At 63.4% G+C, this 17,578-nt stretch carries 21 protein-coding genes; 13 read left to right on the forward strand and 8 right to left on the reverse strand.

Going from position 1 to position 17,578, the window contains the following annotated elements; genetic code table 11:
• Positions 1-15: 15 nt before the first annotated feature.
• Positions 16-2,013, reverse strand: coding sequence for an AI-2E family transporter (locus tag NKH59_RS00300; RefSeq protein ID WP_353020489.1), 1,998 nt, complete (start codon positions 2,011-2,013; stop codon positions 16-18).
• Positions 2,014-2,273: 260 nt separating this feature from the next.
• On the opposite strand from NKH59_RS00300, the gene NKH59_RS00305 reads away from it, so the two are divergent.
• From NKH59_RS00305 to NKH59_RS00315, 3 genes are all read left to right on the forward strand, one after another.
• Positions 2,274-2,561 (forward strand): hypothetical protein, encoded by a 288-nt coding sequence (locus NKH59_RS00305; RefSeq protein WP_352501220.1) that lies wholly within the window; start codon positions 2,274-2,276, stop codon positions 2,559-2,561.
• 316 nt (positions 2,562-2,877) lie between these two features.
• The gene (locus NKH59_RS00310) at positions 2,878-3,099 is read left to right on the forward strand and encodes an alkylphosphonate utilization protein (RefSeq protein ID WP_023675660.1); all 222 of its coding nucleotides are present in this window, start codon (positions 2,878-2,880) and stop codon (positions 3,097-3,099) included.
• A gap of 192 nt (positions 3,100-3,291) precedes the next feature.
• Positions 3,292-5,262 carry an acyltransferase family protein gene (locus NKH59_RS00315; protein ID WP_353020491.1) on the forward strand — a complete coding sequence of 657 codons (1,971 nt, stop codon included), beginning with the start codon at positions 3,292-3,294 and terminating at the stop codon, positions 5,260-5,262.
• Positions 5,263-5,489: 227 nt separating this feature from the next.
• Here the strand turns inward: NKH59_RS00315 and NKH59_RS00320 are convergent, their stop codons facing one another.
• Positions 5,490-5,768: a DUF2285 domain-containing protein gene (locus tag NKH59_RS00320; RefSeq protein WP_353020493.1), complete on the reverse strand. Its 279-nt coding sequence runs from the start codon at positions 5,766-5,768 to the stop codon at positions 5,490-5,492.
• 220 nt (positions 5,769-5,988) lie between these two features.
• Here NKH59_RS00320 and NKH59_RS00325 point away from each other — a divergent pair, with 220 nt between their 5' ends.
• Positions 5,989-6,306, forward strand: coding sequence for a hypothetical protein (locus NKH59_RS00325; RefSeq protein ID WP_352453504.1), 318 nt, complete (start codon positions 5,989-5,991; stop codon positions 6,304-6,306).
• 223 nt (positions 6,307-6,529) lie between these two features.
• Complete coding sequence (locus NKH59_RS00330) at positions 6,530-6,838, forward strand: hypothetical protein (RefSeq protein WP_292664589.1); 309 nt, start codon at positions 6,530-6,532, stop codon at positions 6,836-6,838.
• Positions 6,839-6,882: 44 nt separating this feature from the next.
• On the opposite strand, the gene NKH59_RS00335 is transcribed toward NKH59_RS00330, so the two are convergent.
• The 3 genes from NKH59_RS00335 to NKH59_RS00345 form a co-directional block, all read right to left on the reverse strand.
• Positions 6,883-7,488 (reverse strand): DUF6456 domain-containing protein, encoded by a 606-nt coding sequence (locus NKH59_RS00335; protein ID WP_352472136.1) that lies wholly within the window; start codon positions 7,486-7,488, stop codon positions 6,883-6,885.
• A 65-nt stretch (positions 7,489-7,553) separates the two neighbouring features.
• Positions 7,554-8,189: a high mobility group family protein gene (locus NKH59_RS00340; protein ID WP_352501224.1), complete on the reverse strand. Its 636-nt coding sequence runs from the start codon at positions 8,187-8,189 to the stop codon at positions 7,554-7,556.
• Between the two features lie 53 nt (positions 8,190-8,242).
• A complete protein-coding gene (locus tag NKH59_RS00345; protein WP_352541174.1) occupies positions 8,243-8,503 on the reverse strand; it encodes a hypothetical protein in 261 nt (86 codons plus the stop codon).
• Between the two features lie 238 nt (positions 8,504-8,741).
• Between NKH59_RS00345 and NKH59_RS00350 the strand changes: the two genes are divergently transcribed.
• A complete protein-coding gene (locus tag NKH59_RS00350; protein ID WP_352457320.1) occupies positions 8,742-9,437 on the forward strand; it encodes an XRE family transcriptional regulator in 696 nt (231 codons plus the stop codon).
• Between the two features lie 231 nt (positions 9,438-9,668).
• Here the strand turns inward: NKH59_RS00350 and NKH59_RS00355 are convergent, their stop codons facing one another.
• The gene (locus NKH59_RS00355; RefSeq protein WP_352541175.1) at positions 9,669-9,968 is read right to left on the reverse strand and encodes a hypothetical protein; all 300 of its coding nucleotides are present in this window, start codon (positions 9,966-9,968) and stop codon (positions 9,669-9,671) included.
• A 177-nt stretch (positions 9,969-10,145) separates the two neighbouring features.
• Between NKH59_RS00355 and NKH59_RS00360 the strand changes: the two genes are divergently transcribed.
• From NKH59_RS00360 to NKH59_RS00385, 6 genes are all read left to right on the forward strand, one after another.
• Complete coding sequence (locus tag NKH59_RS00360; RefSeq protein ID WP_352472141.1) at positions 10,146-10,514, forward strand: hypothetical protein; 369 nt, start codon at positions 10,146-10,148, stop codon at positions 10,512-10,514.
• A 73-nt stretch (positions 10,515-10,587) separates the two neighbouring features.
• The gene (locus tag NKH59_RS00365) at positions 10,588-11,046 is read left to right on the forward strand and encodes a GNAT family N-acetyltransferase (RefSeq protein WP_352472143.1); all 459 of its coding nucleotides are present in this window, start codon (positions 10,588-10,590) and stop codon (positions 11,044-11,046) included.
• Positions 11,047-11,144: 98 nt separating this feature from the next.
• Positions 11,145-11,693 (forward strand): riboflavin biosynthesis intermediates N-glycosidase, encoded by a 549-nt coding sequence (gene ybiA, locus NKH59_RS00370; RefSeq protein WP_352541176.1) that lies wholly within the window; start codon positions 11,145-11,147, stop codon positions 11,691-11,693.
• A 131-nt stretch (positions 11,694-11,824) separates the two neighbouring features.
• Positions 11,825-13,066 carry a DNA polymerase IV gene (gene dinB, locus NKH59_RS00375; protein ID WP_353020497.1) on the forward strand — a complete coding sequence of 414 codons (1,242 nt, stop codon included), beginning with the start codon at positions 11,825-11,827 and terminating at the stop codon, positions 13,064-13,066.
• Between the two features lie 167 nt (positions 13,067-13,233).
• The gene (locus NKH59_RS00380; RefSeq protein ID WP_352541178.1) at positions 13,234-13,878 is read left to right on the forward strand and encodes a hypothetical protein; all 645 of its coding nucleotides are present in this window, start codon (positions 13,234-13,236) and stop codon (positions 13,876-13,878) included.
• A gap of 582 nt (positions 13,879-14,460) precedes the next feature.
• Positions 14,461-15,618 (forward strand): sulfite oxidase, encoded by a 1,158-nt coding sequence (locus tag NKH59_RS00385; RefSeq protein ID WP_352541179.1) that lies wholly within the window; start codon positions 14,461-14,463, stop codon positions 15,616-15,618.
• A gap of 188 nt (positions 15,619-15,806) precedes the next feature.
• On the opposite strand, the gene NKH59_RS00390 is transcribed toward NKH59_RS00385, so the two are convergent.
• Positions 15,807-16,718 carry a sigma-70 family RNA polymerase sigma factor gene (locus NKH59_RS00390; RefSeq protein ID WP_352541180.1) on the reverse strand — a complete coding sequence of 304 codons (912 nt, stop codon included), beginning with the start codon at positions 16,716-16,718 and terminating at the stop codon, positions 15,807-15,809.
• Positions 16,719-16,726: 8 nt separating this feature from the next.
• On the reverse strand, positions 16,727-17,038 hold the full coding sequence (locus NKH59_RS00395) for a hypothetical protein (protein ID WP_352472155.1): 312 nt from the start codon (positions 17,036-17,038) through the stop codon (positions 16,727-16,729).
• Positions 17,039-17,182: 144 nt separating this feature from the next.
• Here NKH59_RS00395 and NKH59_RS00400 point away from each other — a divergent pair, with 144 nt between their 5' ends.
• Positions 17,183-17,548 carry a VOC family protein gene (locus NKH59_RS00400; protein ID WP_023680367.1) on the forward strand — a complete coding sequence of 122 codons (366 nt, stop codon included), beginning with the start codon at positions 17,183-17,185 and terminating at the stop codon, positions 17,546-17,548.
• Positions 17,549-17,578: the final 30 nt, after the last annotated feature.

The raw sequence follows: 17,578 nt of genomic DNA on the forward strand, positions 1-17,578 counted from the left end.
CAGTCTTCGCCGCACTCATTTTGCCGCGGGGAGCGGCTCTTTCTTGCGCGCCGGCGTCAGGCGGCGCATGCGGCGTTTGGCGGTGGTCTTCAGCGCCACCGGCGGAGCGCTGGACAACGCACCGAGCACCGCGTCTACCATGCCATGTGCGACGAAATCGGCGTTGATCTCGTTGGCCAATCTGGCATCTGCCTCCTGGTTGTCGCTGTCGGCTTCCGACCACAACACGATGCCCACTCGCAACCTTGGTTTGGTGCGTTTCAGCCGACGGACCAGGAACCGCCCGTGCTTGACGGAATCCCGGTTCAAAAATCCGATGACGACACTATCGACGGCGTCGAACTCAAGGCGGCGAATGCTCCCCGGTTCCATCTCGGCGAAGCTCGCTCTCAACACCGTAGCGCCCTGGACCTCGAGCACCTGGGCCAGCATGGCGGCCGCCGCGTCGTCGAGTTCGCCGCGCCCGCCGGCGCACAGCACCGACATGCCCGTGCCATCCGGCAGTTCGGTGTACTCCTCGCCCTGAACCTCCCCCTGAACGTGCTTGTCCTCGCGTGAGCCGTTGTCCTCGGCCGCGGCCGTGTCGTCCGCTTCCGCCTCCTCCTGCGCGCTGTCGTCGAGGTTCGCCACCATCGTCAGCGCGCTGCCCGCGACCTGCTGTCTTTGCTCGTCGCTCAGCACACCACGCACCCGGTCCTGCTCGCCGAGCAGAAGTGCGGGAATCGCGACCTTGTCGTAGAACTCGACCAGATATTCTTCGTCCAGCATCTCCTCGGCATGGTCCGTCGCTTCCTCGGGATCGCCGGCCAACAGCCGCTGGTAAAGCCGGGCGTGCGGTTCGAGCACGGGTTCGTTGCCGAACAGAACGTCGAGGAATTCGAACTGCGGCACATGGCGGCCGAGCACGACGAGGCAGACCGTGAGCGGCGTCGACAGAACCAGGCCCAGTGGCCCCCAGAGCCAGGTCCAGAATATCGCCGCAACGATGATGGCCAATGGCGACAGCCCGGTGCGCGAGCCGTAGAGCCAGGGTTCGATCACGTTGCCGGTGATCAGTTCGACCACGACGAAAAGCCCTGCGGTCCAGAGCACGAGCGACCAGCCGGGCGCCACGGCAAGCGCCAGGAACAGAGGCAACAGCGTCGCGATGACCGGGCCGATATAGGGAACGAAGCGCAGCGCCAGCGCCAGCAAACCCCACAGCAATGGATTGGGTATGCCCAGCAGCCAAAGTCCAATTGCAATCGGGACGGCATAGACGATGTTCACGACCAGTTGCATGAGCAGATAGCGGCCGACGCGCTTGCCGGCATCCTGCAGCGCCTCGGTGGTTCGATGCAGATCGCCATAGCCGACGAGGCGTATGAAGCGATCGCGCAGGTCCTCCCGCTCGAGCAGCATGAATATGACGACCACGACGATCAGTCCGGCCGATGCCAGCGGGCTCAGCAGCGGGCCGATCAGATTCTGGAGGACCTCGAGCGGTCGTTCGCGCGCGACGATTTCGACCGGGATCGGTTCCCGCGGAGGCTGATCGGCGGCGGGTTGTACGGGCTCGGGTCTGTCGAGTTCCTGGCCGACGCGTTCGATCACCCGGCTCAATCTGGAAACGATGCCGCCGCCGACGCCGGTTTCCTTGAGCGACCGGACCTTGGTCAGGATATTCGCCTGGTAGAGCGGAATGTTCTGCGCCAGTTCACTGACCTGCGTGGCGACGATGAAGGAGAACAGCGCCAGCACGGTGAATGCGCCGAGCACACTGGCGATCACGGCCGGAAGACGCGGAATGCCGGCTCGCTTGAGTGCCGACACCATGGGCACGAGCGCAAAGGTAAGCAGCAGCGCGATTGCGATCGGCAGAAAGACCTCGCGCCCGAAATAGAGCGCCGCGACGGCCGTCACGACCGACGCTACGCTGGGCAACGATGTGCGCGGAAGCGCCCTGGCCGCGGAAACGATGCCCGCCCGCCGGGGCTCCGACAGGTGCGCGTCGTTTCGACGATTTGCCGCCACTTGATACCTCCGCTCCGCCGTCGCCATGATCGGGCATATTGAGCCGGCCTGCAACTTCGCAGCGTCTCACCCAGCTGGACGCCGATTGCCCTGGTCGGCAGCGCGGCAAATTCAGTCATGGTAGAATTTTTTGCATTAATGACGTCACGGGCAATCCTGTTCCATGTCTGCGCCAGAACGTGGAACTTTTGGGTCAAAACACCGTTCCTTCGTAGATCGCTGATGGACAACCTCAAAGCAGCAGCTCAGGAGGAATGATCATGAACTTCAAGACGCTTTGCATGGGCGCGATGGCCCTTTCGATGATGACCGGCGCAGCGCTTGCCGCCGGTGCCACTGGCACTTCGGCGCTCGACGATCCGCAGAAAATGACGCCCTTCTTCACCGACGCCGGCATGAAGACCATGAAGTCGGAAGCCGAATTCAAGGCGGCATGGATGGCCATGTCCACGAGCGACCGGGCCATGATGTTGAAGGAATGCAGCGACGCAGGCATTGCCAAGATGCATGCCGACTTCTGCAAGATGGCCAAGCAGCTCAACAAGTAACCGTCGGCTTCTTGCCAAGCGAAATGGGGCCAAGCGAAAGGGCGGGCGGCCCTTTCGCGACCTTCCAGTCCGCACTCATACCGGCGGGTGCCTAGCCATTTGAAATCGCGACGCCGGCCGGAGCGGCAATGACATTATGGTCCAGGGGCACCGTCTGCTTGCAACCTGGGTTTTCCGGTCGGCCGTTCCCGCATAGTATTGGCGGACGGCCCGCTTGACGCTTGACCCCGCTTGACGCTTGACCTTGTCGCCGAGCGTGGGATAGGCCGGGGACTGGCCCGACCACCTCCCACCGGAGTCCCACGAAAGACCTGCCATGACCGACGCGATCATAAGAGACAGCAATGGCACGGCGCTGCACGAGGGCGATTCCGTGACCCTGATCAAGGATCTCAAGGTCAAAGGCACGTCGGAGACGATCAAGCGCGGCACGTTGGTGAAGAATATTCGCCTCACCGGCAATCCCGGCGAGATCGAATGCAGCACCAGGCAGGTGAAGGGCCTGGTGCTGAAGACCGAGTTTTTGAAAAAGGCGTGATCGCCTCGGCACCCTTCGCTTCGCTTCCATATCAGTGGCTCTCGAATCGCTCGTGTGAGTGAACCGCCCACGCGAGGAACTGGAGGAGCCGCGCCCTCCCCCTATGTTGCACTGCGTTAGATTTGTTGCATTGCAATATCGTCGCATCGGGTCGAGCCTCTGCGAGGTGGGCATTCCTTGCATGAGGTGATTGTGTCGGCATCATTTCGGCCTGACATCGAAGGGCTGCGCGCGCTGGCGGTGGCGGGTGTCATCGCCTTCCATTTTGGTCTGTCCGGCCTGCCCGGCGGCTTTGCCGGCGTCGACATCTTCTTCGTCATCTCCGGCTATCTGATCACCCGCCACCTGGTTACGGAAATTACCGAGACCGGGCGGCTGAACCTCTGGCGCTTCTACGCCCGGCGCGCCCGGCGCCTGTTGCCGGCGGCACTGTTCGTCATCCTCGCCACGCTGTTCGCGGGTTACTTCATCCTGTCGCCCGAGGAACAGGCGCTTTATTCGAAGGGCGCCATGTTCGCCTCCGCCTACATGATCAACCTTTGGCTGATCCGCTGGTCGTTCGACTATTTCGCCGCCGACGCCACCAACAACCCGTTCATCCACTTCTGGTCGCTCTCGGTCGAGGAACAGTTCTATTTGGCATGGCCGGCGCTGCTTCTTGCCGCCGCCTGGCTGCGTCCCGGCAAGCGCGCCGCTATAATCGTCATCGGCGTCGCCGGCGCGGCCTCCTTCGCCGCCTGCGCCTGGCTGACGGAAGTGTCGCAGCCCTGGGCCTTCTATTTCTCGCCGCTCAGGGCCTGGGAATTCGCCGCCGGCGGCCTCGCGACCATGGCGCCGGCAAAGATCTGGCGCGACCGGCCGCTGCTGGCCACGCTCCAGGCATGCCTCGGTCTGGCGCTGATCGCCTGGGCCTATCTGATGCTGGACGAAGACTCGCCATTTCCCGGGGTGAATGCGCTGGCGCCTGTTGTCGGCACCGTGCTGCTGCTGCTCAGCGGCAGCGGCGGCCGCAATCTGCCGAGCGCCCCGCTGGCGCTGCCGCCCATGCAATGGTTGGGCCGGCTGTCCTATTCGCTTTATCTCTGGCACTGGCCGGTCATCGTCTATGCGGCGATGGTGGTTCCCAGCCTGTCCATCCTGGACCGCCTTGCCTGCGCGGCGCTGACGCTGTTTCTGTCGATGTTCACCTATCATTTCATCGAGAACCCGATCCGCCGCAACGGCTGGCTGATGGCCGGAGCAGCGCGGGCGCTGGTGCCCGCCGTCGCGCTGACCGGCGCCGGCGTGGTCGCGGCCTATGGCAATGCGCGCTTTGCCGAGCACAATCTCAGCCCCGAACAGCACGTCATCGCCGACAGCGCCGCGCAGCTCTCCACTGTGCGCGCGAGCAATGGCGGCTGCGTGCTCGATTTCGAGACCGTCAAGCCAAAACCCTGCATGTTCGGCCGCAAGGATGCCCAGCGCTCGGTCGTGCTGTTCGGCGACTCGCATGCCGACCATTGGTCGACGCCGCTGATCAAGGCGGCCGAGAAGAACAATTTTCGCGTCGTCACCTTTCTCAAATCCTCCTGCCGGGCTTCGCGGGTGACGACCTGGAACTGGCGGCTGAAGCGCGACTACACCGAATGCGACCAATGGCGCGAGCAGTCGGTCAAGGACATCATCGCGCTCCACCCCCAACTGGTGGTGATCTCGGAGTTCTCGATCGGCAATGTGATGAAGGAATCGCCCGAGGAGTTGAGGCACGCCGATTGGCAAGCGCAGTGGCGGACGGGCCTCACCTGGACGCTTCAGGCCTTCAGCCAGGCCGGCATCAAGGTCGCGGTCATCAGGGACGTTCCCTACAATGCAAGCTACGCCGACAAGTGCGTGGCGCGGGCGCTGTGGCGGGGCCAGACGCCCGCGACATGCGACACGCCGAGGATCATGGCGGCAAACGACGACATCGCCACCATCGAGCGCGATATCGTGCGCTCGACACCGAACGCTGCTTACATCGACATGACCGACCGCTTTTGCGACCAGACCACCTGCCACGTCTTCATCGACGGCAAACTAGCCTTCCGCGACCGCCACCACCTGGCGACGCCCTTCGCCGAAACGCTGGAACCGGCGGTGGAGCGGGCGCTGTTTTCGGATGTGATGGCGGCGGCTGTAAAGTAACGGTTCCGGATCTTATCGGATCACGACCCAGCCCCTCGGCAAGGAACCATGCGGGGTCAGCTAAGGATGAGACCAGCCAGTAAAACGGTAAGGATAAGCGACAGCGGAACTGCAAGAAGGCAGCACAGCTCGAAAGTATTGGCTGGCCAAGAAGTCATTGGGCGCTTTTCCATATTGGCCTCCTCCCTCAACGGCCAGACCTGACGGCAGTTCCGCTTAGATGGTGCTCATCCCCACCACTCATCATGCAATTGGCGCAACTCGTTCCGCTTCCTGGTCATCCATCGTGCTCGCGCCAGATGTGTCGCCCACGCCCGGAAAGCCCTCTCCGGCTCCCGCTCCGGATCAAGATGCAGGACGATGCGGGCGACCTCGCGCCAGTCCGTTCCTTCCGCCGAAGCGTCGAGCAGCCGGATATAAGTAAGCATGCGATCTTCGTCATAACCGGTCAGCACCGAAGACGTCGGCGCTGCGTTCGCGATATGAAGGTTTGGCGGCTTTAGCATTGCGATCTACCAGCAATGGCGCACCGTAGCAGCCTATAAAGAAGCCCGCGCCGTTTGATCGGAGGATGCGCCGATCGAGATTCGCCTCGACGGTCGGCAAATGGGGGCCTCAGGCGGAGTTCCCCGCCCAGCTGGGCTCACGCCTCACCACGTCGTGATCGGGTCGAGGCAATCTATCTATTTTAGTGGAACCTAATTTAGTCGACGCAATTATGCGTGCGTGAGAAAGCGTGAAATCCAGACCGTCACTGAAAGCCGGCTATCGCGGGATCAGTTGGCCGATGATCCAGTGATTGCAGTCGATTTGACGGAACGGATATTGCAGGCGGCCGACAACGACAGGATTGTCTGCCTCGTCGTGGCAACGGAGGAGCTGGAAACCGACCGCATCGAGAAAGCAGAGCCTAAGGAGACCAGGATTGCCGCAAGCTTCGTCCGGGACTTTGAGGTAATGCTGCTTGTTCTTTATGCGGCCTACGCCCTCGCTGTGCTGGGTGCGACCGCGTTCGTTTTGCTGGAATTGGGCCATGTTCTGTAGGCAGACGTCGGCAAAAAACGGGACTGACGCGCGATTGCCGCTGTTTGATGAGAGGAGCGGCCACGCTGCGTCGACGATCCGACCCCGGCGCAGCCAGCGGCGTTTTCGCGCCAGCAGGCGCTAAACTTCGGGCTCGTCCGTTCGTTACATCTTGCCAATCTATGGAACGAGGCTGCCCCTCGGGGGTTTTTCTATTAGAGGGACGTTAAAGAAGGAGGTAGCTATGAAGAAGCTCCTGCTTGCCTCGGTGATCGCCATCGCATCGGCGGCTTCCGTGATCGGCCCGGCGAATGCCGGCGGCAGCGTCACAATCGGCATCGGCAACGGCTATGACGACGACTATTACTATCGCCACCATCGGTATTCCGATTACGACGATGAGTACGTTCCCCGTTACCGCTATGATGTCTATAACGAGGACTACGCGCCGCGCTACCGGTACCGGTACCACCGGCGCTGCCACACCGAAGTCATCAGGCACTGGCGTCATCACCACCGGATTATCGAAAGAATCCGTGTCTGCCGTCGTTGACGGATCGATCCGGCCGGTAGTGCCGGCCGGATCGGCGGGGCTTCTCACCTCGGCTTGCGCATCAGCATCATGCCGTAATGCACGGCCAATATGTCGAGCCCGATCTTGAGTAGTTTCACCACCACGTCGCGCGGCTCGCCGGCCTGTTCGGCCAGGCTCTTGACCGTTGCGTCGGCACAGCAGACCTTTTGCACGATGCCGGCGATCTCCCAGTGGGCAAGCGCCCTGGTGGCCTCGGCATGGTCGCGGCCGGCGGACAGGATGTGTTCGGCGACGCCGCTGCCGGTGCGGCCGCCGTCGACGCGCTCGGCCCAGGCCATCGGCTTGGCGGTTGCCTCGGACGAGTTGCGGAAATCCTGGCGGTAGCGCATGCCCGCCTCGCGCTGCTGGCGCGACAGCGAGGTGAGGCCGCTCAGCGGGTCGACGTTGCGCACCCGCACGATGCCGCCGGTCGCTGTGTGGCCGTCATTGGAGACCTCATAGAGGCGCGCTCCTTCCTGCGTCCCCTTCGCCAGCCGCTTGCGGCCGAACCGGTCGTCCTTCAGTGCGAAATCATGGCCGATCTCCTTGCGGATGCGCACCTGCTCGGCCTCGCCTTTCGGCAATCTCGGTGGCCTGGCTTTGACCTTTTGGGCGGTTTTGGTGCTCATCGGCTCGGTCCTCCTGGGTTTTGGTCGTCGGGCTCTGGCTAACTTCCAGCCTCATTGCAGCGGGCTCAAATCGCTTCGGCCGGCAGCGTGCGCAGGAAGCGCGCCGCGTGATAGGCGCAGTAGCTTTTCGATGGGTTCGTGCGCATTCCGCAGCACAGCATGTCCAAACCTGGCCGGCTGCCGGGGGCGTCGTTTTCCCCATCCTCCTGCGGCGTCGTGTCGAGCGGCGCGCGGCAGCGCTCGAACAGGCAATCGATGAAGCGCATGGCGGCGAAATGCGGCTGGCGGCCGCCGGCGGCGATCGGGCGCGGCGCCGGCATTTCGAGCGGTGCGCCATCGGTCCCGGTGATCCGAGCCGGACCCGGCTGCCAGGCCGGCGGCGCCAGCCTGGCCGACAGCCTTGCCGGGCGGCAGCGTGGCTCGGCCTTCGGAGCCGACTCCGCTTGATCAGCAGTGCTGGATGGCTCAGGCGCCGAATTTCCGAGCCGGCCGCCAGAGCGTCCGCCACACCAGCCCTTCGATCTGGCAAGGCCGATGGTGCGCAAACGGGCGGTGCGGTGGACGATGCCGATGATGGCTGCACGCGAGGCCGGGCGGCCGCGCAGCGCGGTCAACCGGGTGGCGATCTTCGCGGCCGACAGTCCGCTCGTCAGCCAGTTCTCGATTTGTTCCAGTTCCGAGGCGGAATAGCGGGCGGCCATGATGTTTTCATTCCCTGCAAAAATGGCTGTGTGCGGCGCCGGCTTTGCCGGCCTCAGGCTCGAAAGCCGGTCAGCCTTCGCGTGGTCTGCTGCGATCGCGCTTCATCTCGGCCGCCCTGCCTTGTCGCGCCGGACACTGCCTTGCCCGTCCGCTTGTCGAAGGCGATGACCATGCCGTCTTCGGTGCGGATGCAGGAAACCGCGGCTTCCGCATTGCCGGCCGGCAGGCAATTCGTGGCCGGAGCCGTGAGGGGAACGGCTCCGGCCGTTCCGGCCGCTTGCGCTGCCGGATCCGAGGCGCGAGCCTCGGGCATCGTCCCGGCCGGGGAGGAGGACAGCCGCGACGAAGGGGAAAGGGTTGGCACATGCATGGCCCCGGCGATCGGTTGCGCTACCGCCTCCAGGCGAGCGCTGCCGGCGCGCTGAACGGCGGATTCAAGGACCGAAAGCTGGCGAAGCGACTTGTGCATGCCTACATAAGAGCATAACTCAAATCATAATGCAAGCGATTCTTGCATAGACGAAACCGAATCTTATGCCTCAGATGGAGCCATGGCGAAAACTGCACTGTCGATCAAGGTCGGAGCGGCGATCCGCCGGGCGCGCAAGCAGCGCGGCCTGGTGATGCGTCACATTGCCGAGCACAACGACACCGACGTCGCTGCCGTCGGCAATTGGGAGACCGGGCGCAACCTGCCCAAGACCGAGAACCTTTTGAAGACCGCCGCTTTCCTGCGCGTCGACCCGGTGGCGCTCGGCAAGGGCGAGGTCGTTTTCCTCGAAGATGCCGGACCGGTCGCCGATGCCGAGATCGTCACCGATCCCGGCCCCCTGCCCGCCGGGCCGATGGACATCCAGCTTCTCGGTACCGCCGTCGGCGGCGACGATGGCGACTTCACCTTCAACGGCCAGCCGGCCGGCTATGTCCAGCGGCCGCCGGGGATCCGGCATCTGCGCAATGTGTTTGCGCTGCACGTGCTGAGCGATTCGATGGTGCCGCGCTACGAGCCCGGCGAGATGATCTATTGCGGCGGCCGCGAAGCGTTGCCCGGCGACCATGTGGTGATCGAGACCCTGCCCGAGGAGAACGAGCAAAACGGCAAGGCCTTCATCAAGAAGCTGGTCAAGCGCACCGCCGCCGAGCTGATCGTCGAACAGTACAACCCGCCCAAGACGCTGTCCTTCAACCGCTACGCCATCAAGAACGTCTTCCGCGTCATCCCGCTCAAGGAACTGCTGGGGTATTGAGGAGGCGCCGGCGCGCCCTTCTCCCCTTGGGGAGAAGGTGGATCGGCGCGCAGCGTCGAGCCGGATGAGGGGTGTTGGAAGAAATGCGGCGTTTAAAAATATTCGGATGATTCTAGTCTAAATCCCTACGTCTTCAACTCCGCGATCCGTCCAACACCCCTCATGCGACCGAGCTTCGCTCGGCCACCTTCTCCCACAAGGGGAGAAGGAAGAACACCGTCCCCGTCCCCCTCAAGCCCGCCTCGACTGCAGCTCTCGACCATTGAGCAGGCGCGCCTCGGCGCGGGTCCGCTGCCGGTCGTCGATGAAGGCGGCCTGGATCGAGACGGCGGCGCCCGGCAGGCCGTCGGCCCGGCAGGCCTTGCAGATCAGGCGCCCCGAAAGTGCGGCCAGCGGTGTCTCCGGCATCACCCCATGCCGCTTGAGCTCGGCCGGCTTCCACCACCTGTTGCGGCCGCAGTCGATGCATTCGACGGCAATCGAGACAACATCGGCGATCGTCGCTTCCTTGCCTGCCAATGCCATGGTCATCCCCATCATTGTTCCTGCTTTGTTCGCAACATTATCGGATTTTGGAGCGGAGTCGAGTCGGTTCCGCTTACATCAACGTGAAAGTTTCACTTGTTCAATTATTTGAGTTATGCTTATACGTGGTGCGGACTGGAATCGGCGCGAGCAACAGAACCGCGGCCGGCCGGCAGCAAGGGAATGACGATGGACCCAGCCCAGTTCGCCCATGCTTGCGGCTATAGCGGCGACAGCCCGGCCATGCTTGCCGCTTTCGCGGCCATCCGCCAGGACGGCATCCGCAAGGCACGCCAGGGTCATCGCCAGCGCAAGGCGGCGATTGACCGGATGAAGCCGAGCCGCGCTCTGTTCCTGGCGGCGATCCGCCCGGCGCAGTCAGCCGAGGAGGCACTCGAGGATGCCGCCCGCTTCCTGTCGATGTTCCGCAACATGCCGCACTGGCGACAGGAAAGGCGCGCCGCCGACCTCACCCGCGCCAGGCAGCAGCGCCTCTTCGCCCGCTTCTTCCGCCGCTACGGCCACCGCCTCTGGGCGCTCGAGGCCACCTGAAGGCGCGCGGGCCTCCCTTGCAAGTCAAAACGGATGTTGCGATCGCCGACACCGCGCCGTATGTCTCCGCGCGATGAGCGAGATCGAATTCCGTCGCGCGCAGGCGCCCGACCTGCCGGCGATCGTTGCAATGCTTGCCGACGATGTGCTCGGCGCAGACCGGGAAGACCCGTCCACGCCGCTTGCGCCATCCTATCTCGATGCCTTCAGCGCAATCGATACCGATCCCAACCAGTTGCTGGCCGTCGCGGTCAACGCCGGGCAAGTGGTCGGAACGCTGCAGCTCAGCTTCCTTCCAGGCATTTCGAGAAAAGGCGCCTGGCGCGGCCAGATCGAAGGCGTTCGCGTCGCCCGGCAATGGCGCTCGCGCGGCGTCGGCAAGCTGATGATCGAATGGGCGATTGAAACATGCCGTTCGCGCAATTGCAGCTTCGTCCAGCTCACCACGGACAAAGGTCGACGGGAGGCGCACGCTTTTTACGAGCGCCTCGGCTTCACCGCCAGTCATCTCGGCTACAAGATGGCGCTGTAGATCAGCATTTCATCGCATTCAGCGCCGACCGCTCATCTTCGCTACCCACTCTGAATGGAGCATTGACAAGCCGGCCTTTCGCCCTGCTCCATCCGCCCATGATTTACGACCGAACCTGGCTTGAGAAAACCTTTCGCGCAAAGCCCCGGCAGAAGTTCCTGTTCTTCTGGGGCCATCAGCCGTCTAAGGACGGCCGAATAAGCACGTCGTGCTTCAGCCAGTGGTGGCATGCGCCTTTTACCGTCGATGGCCTGAGCTATCCGACTGCCGAACACTGGATGATGGCCGAGAAGGCACGACTGTTCGGTGATGTTCCGACGGCAACACAAATCCTCAGGGCGGCGAGCCCCAAGCAGGCAAAGCAGCTTGGCCGCCAGGTGAGCGGCTTCGATGGCACCAAATGGGATGCAGACAAATATCGCATCGTCACTGAAGGGAGCTTTCAGAAGTTCCGTCAGAACGCGGCGCTGCGCGAATATCTGTTGTCGACGCATGACCGGGTGCTGGTCGAGGCGAGCCCTGTCGACCGGGTGTGGGGTATCGGCCCTGCGGCGGATGACGAGAGGGCGGTGAACCCGCTGCTGTGGCGCGGCGAGAACCTGTTGGGATTCGCGCTGATGCAGGCCCGCGATCGGCTGCGCGGCTGAACATTTGCCGTGCGCTCGTCATCTGCGGCAGCCTCCGCGCTGCTTGACAATCCACCCACAATGTTCTCTTTATGTTCTCACCACAACTCGAGACAATGCGGCGTTCGAACCGCCGCGGGCGAACGGGCCGGATGGAAGCCAACATCCTCCACGCGGATCTGGATGCCTTCTATGCCTCGGTCGAACAGTTGCTCGACCCGGCCTTGCGCGGCAAGCCGATTGCCGTCGGCGGCGGGGTGGTGCTTGCCGCATCCTATGAAGCCAAGGCGTTCGGCGTGCGCGGCGGTATGCCGGGACGGCGGGCGCGGGAACTCTGCCCGCAACTCGTCTTCGTCGGCGGCCATTTCAAGGACTATCAGCGGCTGGGCGATGCGGCAATCAAGGTGCTCGGCGATTTCACGCCGGTGGTCGAGCGGATTTCGATCGACGAGGCCTTTGCCGACGTCGCCGGCTGCACCCATTTGTTCGGCTCGCCGGCCGAGATCGCCGGCAAGATCCGCCGCCGCGTGCGGGCCGAGCTCGGCCTGCCGATCTCGGTCGGCGTAGCCCGCACCAAGCATCTGGCCAAGATCGCCTCACAGGTCGCAAAACCGGACGGGCTGGTGGTGGTCGATCCGCGCCACGAGCTGGAGTTCCTGCACCACCTGTCGGTCGAGCTGATGTGGGGCGTCGGCCCGGTCACCAGGCAGCGGCTGGCCGGCATCGGCGTCAACACCATCGGCGAGCTGGCGAAGACCAATGGTGGGGCGCTTGAGCGCCTGCTCGGGCCGGCGGCGGGAGAGAAACTCAAGGCGCTGGCGTGGAACCGCGATCCGCGCAAGCTCGAGACGCAGCGCCGGGCGCGCTCGGCGGGTGCGCAGTCGGCGCTTGGCCGAAAACCGGCCGACGAGGAAGTCTTCGTGCCCGCTTTGCTGCATCTGGCCGACAGGGTCGCCACAAGATTGCGGGCGAAATCCCGGCCCGGCCGTACAGTGACGGTTCGCGTCCGCTTTGCCGATTTGCGCTCGGTGACGCGCTCGATCACGGTCGACCAGCCGATATCGGCAACCGCCATGCTGGCCGAGATCGCCGAGGCGCTGGTGCGCAAGGTGCTCATCGACCATCCGCACGAAAAGACAATCTCGCTGCTGGCGATCGCCGTCTCGCATCTGGAGCAGCATGCCGGCCTGCAACTGGAACTGCCGCTCGGGCTCGACGACGACCGCCGCCGCCCCGGCACCAGCAAGGGCGCGGCGCGCTGGACCGCGGACCGCGCCGTCGACAAGATCCGCGACCGCTTCGGCTGGGAGGCGGTGGGCTACGCCTCGGTCGCGCTCTGGCTACAGCGGTCGGTTCCCGACGCGTTTCGCGAGCTGGCCGAGAAGGAACTGTGAGCCTCGATTACACTTTGGTTGCCAAGTCGCCGGAATGACGTTGAAGGCTGCGCCGTTGTGAATTTATCTTGGACCAGTTCGTCGTGCACCGGTTTGGGTATCAACCAGACAGGGTAGCACCCGCTCGCAAATCCTTCCGCCCTCACTTCGAACGACAGGAGATCGGCATGGGACAGAACGCCGGATATTTCGCACTCATCGTTGCCGGACTGGTGACCAATGCAACGACGCTGGCCAAGCCGCTCAACCCGGACCGGGCGATTCCATCCCTGGGCGATATCAACTCGCCGCTGGCCAGCCCGCTGTTCAAGCAGGTCAAGGCCGGGCCGCTGGAGATAAAGCTTGAGGAAACCACGCTTGCCGATGTCGAAAAAGCCTTCGGCGGAGCGATGCACGATGAAGGTGACGCCGGAGATTCACGCCACTGGCTTTGCTATGCCGGCCCCGACGCCGGCGGATCGCCGTCGATCTTCTGGTTCGTATCCGGCGAGATGGGCGGTTCCGACCACGGTGTCCTGTCCGTCGCCCTGCAGCCGAACCCGGAAGGCAAGGTGCCGGAAGGATGCGCCGGCGCGCCTGCCAGCCTGACAGCAATTGAACTCGATACGCCCGGCGTCGGAGCGCCGCTGAGCGACGTGGCCGCGAAATTTGGCGCCGCCAAGCCCGATCGTTACGGCCATTTCGGCTTCGCCGCCTCTTATCCTCCTTCGTCTCCCGACCAGAAGGACACCACGGTCACGCAGACGCTCACCTACACAGCCGGGAACGGCAGGATAACCGGCGTGGCGGTGACGCAAGTCACCACCAACTAGGGCGTCCCCGCTCGGTTGGCGAATGGTTCACGTGTGATTGATTCTGCCGCGCCCGAGCCGGGCGGCCTGCTTGCTGGCCACCTCGGTTCTGATGTGCCGCCCGGGCCCGCCCTCCTCCTGCAAATGCGACATTCGAGGCGGCCCTGGTCGTCAGACCAAAAGCGTTGCGCCGCCCCAAGCGACCAGGGCGGTGCCGGCCGCACGGCCAACCCATGGGCCGGCAGGAAACACCGGTTCGACGAGAAACCTGCGAAAGTCCGGAAATGACCCAGAAGCGGGCGTTCGGCAGCGATCCGAGCAGCAACGATTTTGGCGGGACCGGAAATCGGTATGGAATGCTGCAATCATCATCATGTCCCGTCCAAGTTGTGGACAGTTCCTTCTCAAAGGCGCACTCTTAGCGTGCGAAACGCGAGCTGGCGTTTCGTGCAACGCTTCACATGCTTGACTTGCGTCGGTGATTATCTGACCTACCCGGATACTTCCGGGTGGGCAGACCTCACATTGTGTCGCCTATCCGTGATCAGGCTACGGCCTAAGGCACGTTGCAGCCCGTTCCGGATCAACTGGGAGGTAAACAACATGCCTGATTTTCAGCGCAGAGAACTTCTTGTTCAAGGAAGCGCGGCTCTTGCCGCAATTGCTGCTCTCTATACCTCGCGCCGGGCTTACGCTTTTCCAACACGGCCGAACGAGGAAGTTATTCGATGGCTGGATCAGCCGACCGAAAATCCCGATCCGGTGGGTATCCAGAAGCAGCTTGTCTGGGAGGACTTGGATAGCTGGATAACGCCAAACGACAAGTTCTTCAGCATCTCGCATTTCAACCGACCAACGATCGACGAGAAGACATGGTCGATGGAGATCGGAGGCCTGGTCAAGAAGCCCCTCGAGTTAACGCTCGCCGACATCAGGGCGCGACCGCGGCAGGAGGTCGTTTTCACGGTGGAATGCTCGGGCAACCACGGGTTTCCCTTTTTCACCGGCGGCATCGGCAATGCTCGCTGGGCAGGGACGCCGCTCGCCCCGATCCTTGAGGAAGCCGGCGTTCTGGAGAAGGGCATCGAGGTCGTCTTTTTCGGTACCGACACGGGCGAGATCCCGATACGCGACGTCAAGATGCAGCAGAACTTCGCTCGCAGCATGTCGCTCGCCGACGCGATGAACCCCGACAATCTCCTCTGCTATGAAATGAACGGGGCCGCCTTGCCGGCGCCCAATGGCTTCCCGGTACGGCTCATTGCTCCAGGCTGGTACGGGATCGCCAACGTCAAGTGGCTAAAGCGCATCGAGGTTCGCGATACGCGGTTCATGAGCCTTCTGATGGCCCGTGACTATGTCACCATCCGGGAGGAAGACCACAACGGCGAGACCGTATGGGCCGAGACGTCAGTCGGCCGAGCGCTGATAAAGTCCGCGCCTGCGAAGGTTACCCGGAAAGATTCAGATTACCGCATCGTTGGGGCAGCCTGGGGGGCGCCGATCGACCGGGTCGAAGTGCAAATCGATCAAGGGCCTTGGACACCAGCGACCATTGACCACAGTGAGGAGGCCGAACACGCCTGGAAAATATGGTCCCTGGCTTGGCCAAATCCCTCTCCTGGAGAACACACGGTGACCTCGCGCGCGGTCAGCACCACGGGACAAATTCAACCGGCGATGGACGATCCCTTGATAGCCAAGAAACACACATACTGGGAAAGCAATGGCCAGGTGACGCGCCGCGTGCGTATCGGCTAGAGGATTCTGCCGCCAAATGGAGTCATTTGGCGTCCGCATAAATGCGGCAAAACAGATAGTTAGAGCGAGTTACCGGTTCCAAGAGAACCGGAACCGCTCCAAGAACGTGCTGCCATGTGGCAATTGCGTTTGGGTCAAACAGGAAGAGGCTGCCTGATCGCCATTTCGCACCATTTCCAGCGCTCTCCTCACCCCTCCACGGCCCTGATCTCCGCGTCGACCAGGCACCAGGGCGCATAGCGGAAGTCGCGGATCTGGATGACCTGATCGTTCCGCCACTCGACCAGAATGAAGCCGCGCACCGCGCCGTCGGCCGCTTGCGGGTGGCGGATGAGGATCGCCGGCCTGCCGTCGACGAAGCCGAGCGACAATGTCCAGTCGCTGATACGGGCATAATTGCCGAAATAGGTCGACACCTCGGCCTTGCCGCGCAGGCGGACGCGGTTGACGACGTCGAGCCGCACGTCCTCGGCGATCAGTGCCCTGACCGCGTCGAAGTCGCGCGCGTTGAACAGGTCAACATAGCGCCGCAGCCGGCGCTCGTCATCGGCGTCGAGCCTCGGCGCAAGCGCCTGTTCGGGCTGCAGCGCCAGCAACTTGAGCTGCGCCCGCCCGCGATGCAGCGCGGCCTTGGTGGCGGCGAGCGTCGCGCCGGTGACTTCGCAGGTCTCATGCAGGCTGAGGCCGAGCACGTCGACCAGGATCACAGCGCTGCGCTGCGGCACCGAAAGCTGCATGAAGGAACGCAGGCTGGTCTGGGCGGCGAGCCGGCTGTCGGCGCTGCCGGAGGGATCCTCGATCACGCTCATGTCGGCCTCGGTCATGCGCGACCTTTCCCGATTGCGCCGCCGCAGATGATCCTGCGCGGCATTGTGGGCTATGCGAAACAGCCATTGCTCGGGACGTTCGACGATCGCACCCCCGTCGATCGCCTGCAGCGCCTTGATCAGGACCTCCTGGACGATGTCCTCGCCGTCGATCACCGAGCCGGCCATACGCGCGCAGTAGCGATGCAGCCTTGGCCGCAACCCGACGAGCATCACCTCCAAAGTCGCCCTGTTCATTTTCGGCGTAGCGTCCCATTTCTGCGCGAGCGGCATGGCGGGCGCTACCCGGCTTTCTGATCCGCCAGCATACGATAGTTGCCGATGACTTTGACAGGCGATCGCATTGCCGGGGTCGAACGGCGCTGGGCGTGGTTTTCCGCAAATGCCTTGAAGGCGGCAAGCCCGGTCAGCGCCGACGAATCGCCGTCCTGGCCGACGATGTGGACGAACGAGCCGTCGTCCAGCTCGAGCACAAGATAGCACATCGTCGGCGGTGCCGCCTCGCCCAGCGCTTCAAATACTTTTTCGACCAGCACGCGGTTATCTGCCAGGTCGGCTTGGTTCACACCGTATCGAATGAGCGCGTAGTCCATCGTCGTCTCCTGACTGGTTGGTATGAACGAAGGACGACCGGCTGCGCTGAAAAGATTCTCCTTGCCGACGAATCTTTTCGGTTGCCCGCATCGTCTTTCCCGCGTGGGCGGCTGCGCGGCAGCCATCAAGCAGGAGAGACGATCATGCATATCCAGTTTGCCGAGCTTCCGGTGTTCGAGCAGGACCGCGCCAAGGCGTTCTACACCAGGCATCTCGCCTGCCAGGTCATGGCTGACCAGAAGATGGGCGATGGCGGCTGGCGCTGGATCGAGCTGGCATTTCCGCATGCCGTGACGAACCTGCATTTTGTCAGGCGCGCCGACGACGCACCCGGCGCGGAGCCGGTATTGGTGCTGGTCGATGAAAATGTCGGGGCAATGATCGCGGCCATGAAAGCGGGCGGCGTCGAGATCATCACCGAAGCGCATGAGGCGCCGTGGCAGCCGGGGCGCACGGTGGCGGAGTTTCGCGACAGCGAAGGCAACCGCATGGTCCTCGCCAGCCGATAAGCCACCGGAGCCCTCTGTCCGGCGGGGCGT

This window comes from Mesorhizobium sp. M0998 (assembly GCF_040318885.1).
In the GTDB taxonomy this organism is placed as follows: domain Bacteria; phylum Pseudomonadota; class Alphaproteobacteria; order Rhizobiales; family Rhizobiaceae; genus Mesorhizobium.

What these genes read in the sequence shown, in the direction of transcription:
- NKH59_RS00400 (WP_023680367.1), top strand. Translation starts at nt 17,183, where the DNA reads ATGCATATCCAGTTTGCCGAGCTTCCGGTGTTCGAGCAGGACCGCGCC.
- NKH59_RS00395 (WP_352472155.1), bottom strand. Translation starts at nt 17,038, where the DNA reads ATGGACTACGCGCTCATTCGATACGGTGTGAACCAAGCCGACCTGGCA.
- NKH59_RS00330 (WP_292664589.1), top strand. Translation starts at nt 6,530, where the DNA reads ATGAAGAAGCTCCTGCTTGCCTCGGTGATCGCCATCGCATCGGCGGCT.
- NKH59_RS00345 (WP_352541174.1), bottom strand. Translation starts at nt 8,503, where the DNA reads ATGCCCGAGGCTCGCGCCTCGGATCCGGCAGCGCAAGCGGCCGGAACG.
- NKH59_RS00340 (WP_352501224.1), bottom strand. Translation starts at nt 8,189, where the DNA reads ATGGCCGCCCGCTATTCCGCCTCGGAACTGGAACAAATCGAGAACTGG.
- dinB (WP_353020497.1), top strand. Translation starts at nt 11,825, where the DNA reads ATGGAAGCCAACATCCTCCACGCGGATCTGGATGCCTTCTATGCCTCG.
- NKH59_RS00365 (WP_352472143.1), top strand. Translation starts at nt 10,588, where the DNA reads ATGAGCGAGATCGAATTCCGTCGCGCGCAGGCGCCCGACCTGCCGGCG.
- NKH59_RS00360 (WP_352472141.1), top strand. Translation starts at nt 10,146, where the DNA reads ATGACGATGGACCCAGCCCAGTTCGCCCATGCTTGCGGCTATAGCGGC.
- NKH59_RS00380 (WP_352541178.1), top strand. Translation starts at nt 13,234, where the DNA reads ATGGGACAGAACGCCGGATATTTCGCACTCATCGTTGCCGGACTGGTG.
- NKH59_RS00350 (WP_352457320.1), top strand. Translation starts at nt 8,742, where the DNA reads ATGGCGAAAACTGCACTGTCGATCAAGGTCGGAGCGGCGATCCGCCGG.
- NKH59_RS00390 (WP_352541180.1), bottom strand. Translation starts at nt 16,718, where the DNA reads ATGCCGCTCGCGCAGAAATGGGACGCTACGCCGAAAATGAACAGGGCG.
- NKH59_RS00385 (WP_352541179.1), top strand. Translation starts at nt 14,461, where the DNA reads ATGCCTGATTTTCAGCGCAGAGAACTTCTTGTTCAAGGAAGCGCGGCT.
- NKH59_RS00320 (WP_353020493.1), bottom strand. Translation starts at nt 5,768, where the DNA reads ATGCTAAAGCCGCCAAACCTTCATATCGCGAACGCAGCGCCGACGTCT.
- NKH59_RS00335 (WP_352472136.1), bottom strand. Translation starts at nt 7,488, where the DNA reads ATGAGCACCAAAACCGCCCAAAAGGTCAAAGCCAGGCCACCGAGATTG.
- NKH59_RS00305 (WP_352501220.1), top strand. Translation starts at nt 2,274, where the DNA reads ATGAACTTCAAGACGCTTTGCATGGGCGCGATGGCCCTTTCGATGATG.
- ybiA (WP_352541176.1), top strand. Translation starts at nt 11,145, where the DNA reads ATGATTTACGACCGAACCTGGCTTGAGAAAACCTTTCGCGCAAAGCCC.
- NKH59_RS00310 (WP_023675660.1), top strand. Translation starts at nt 2,878, where the DNA reads ATGACCGACGCGATCATAAGAGACAGCAATGGCACGGCGCTGCACGAG.
- NKH59_RS00355 (WP_352541175.1), bottom strand. Translation starts at nt 9,968, where the DNA reads ATGACCATGGCATTGGCAGGCAAGGAAGCGACGATCGCCGATGTTGTC.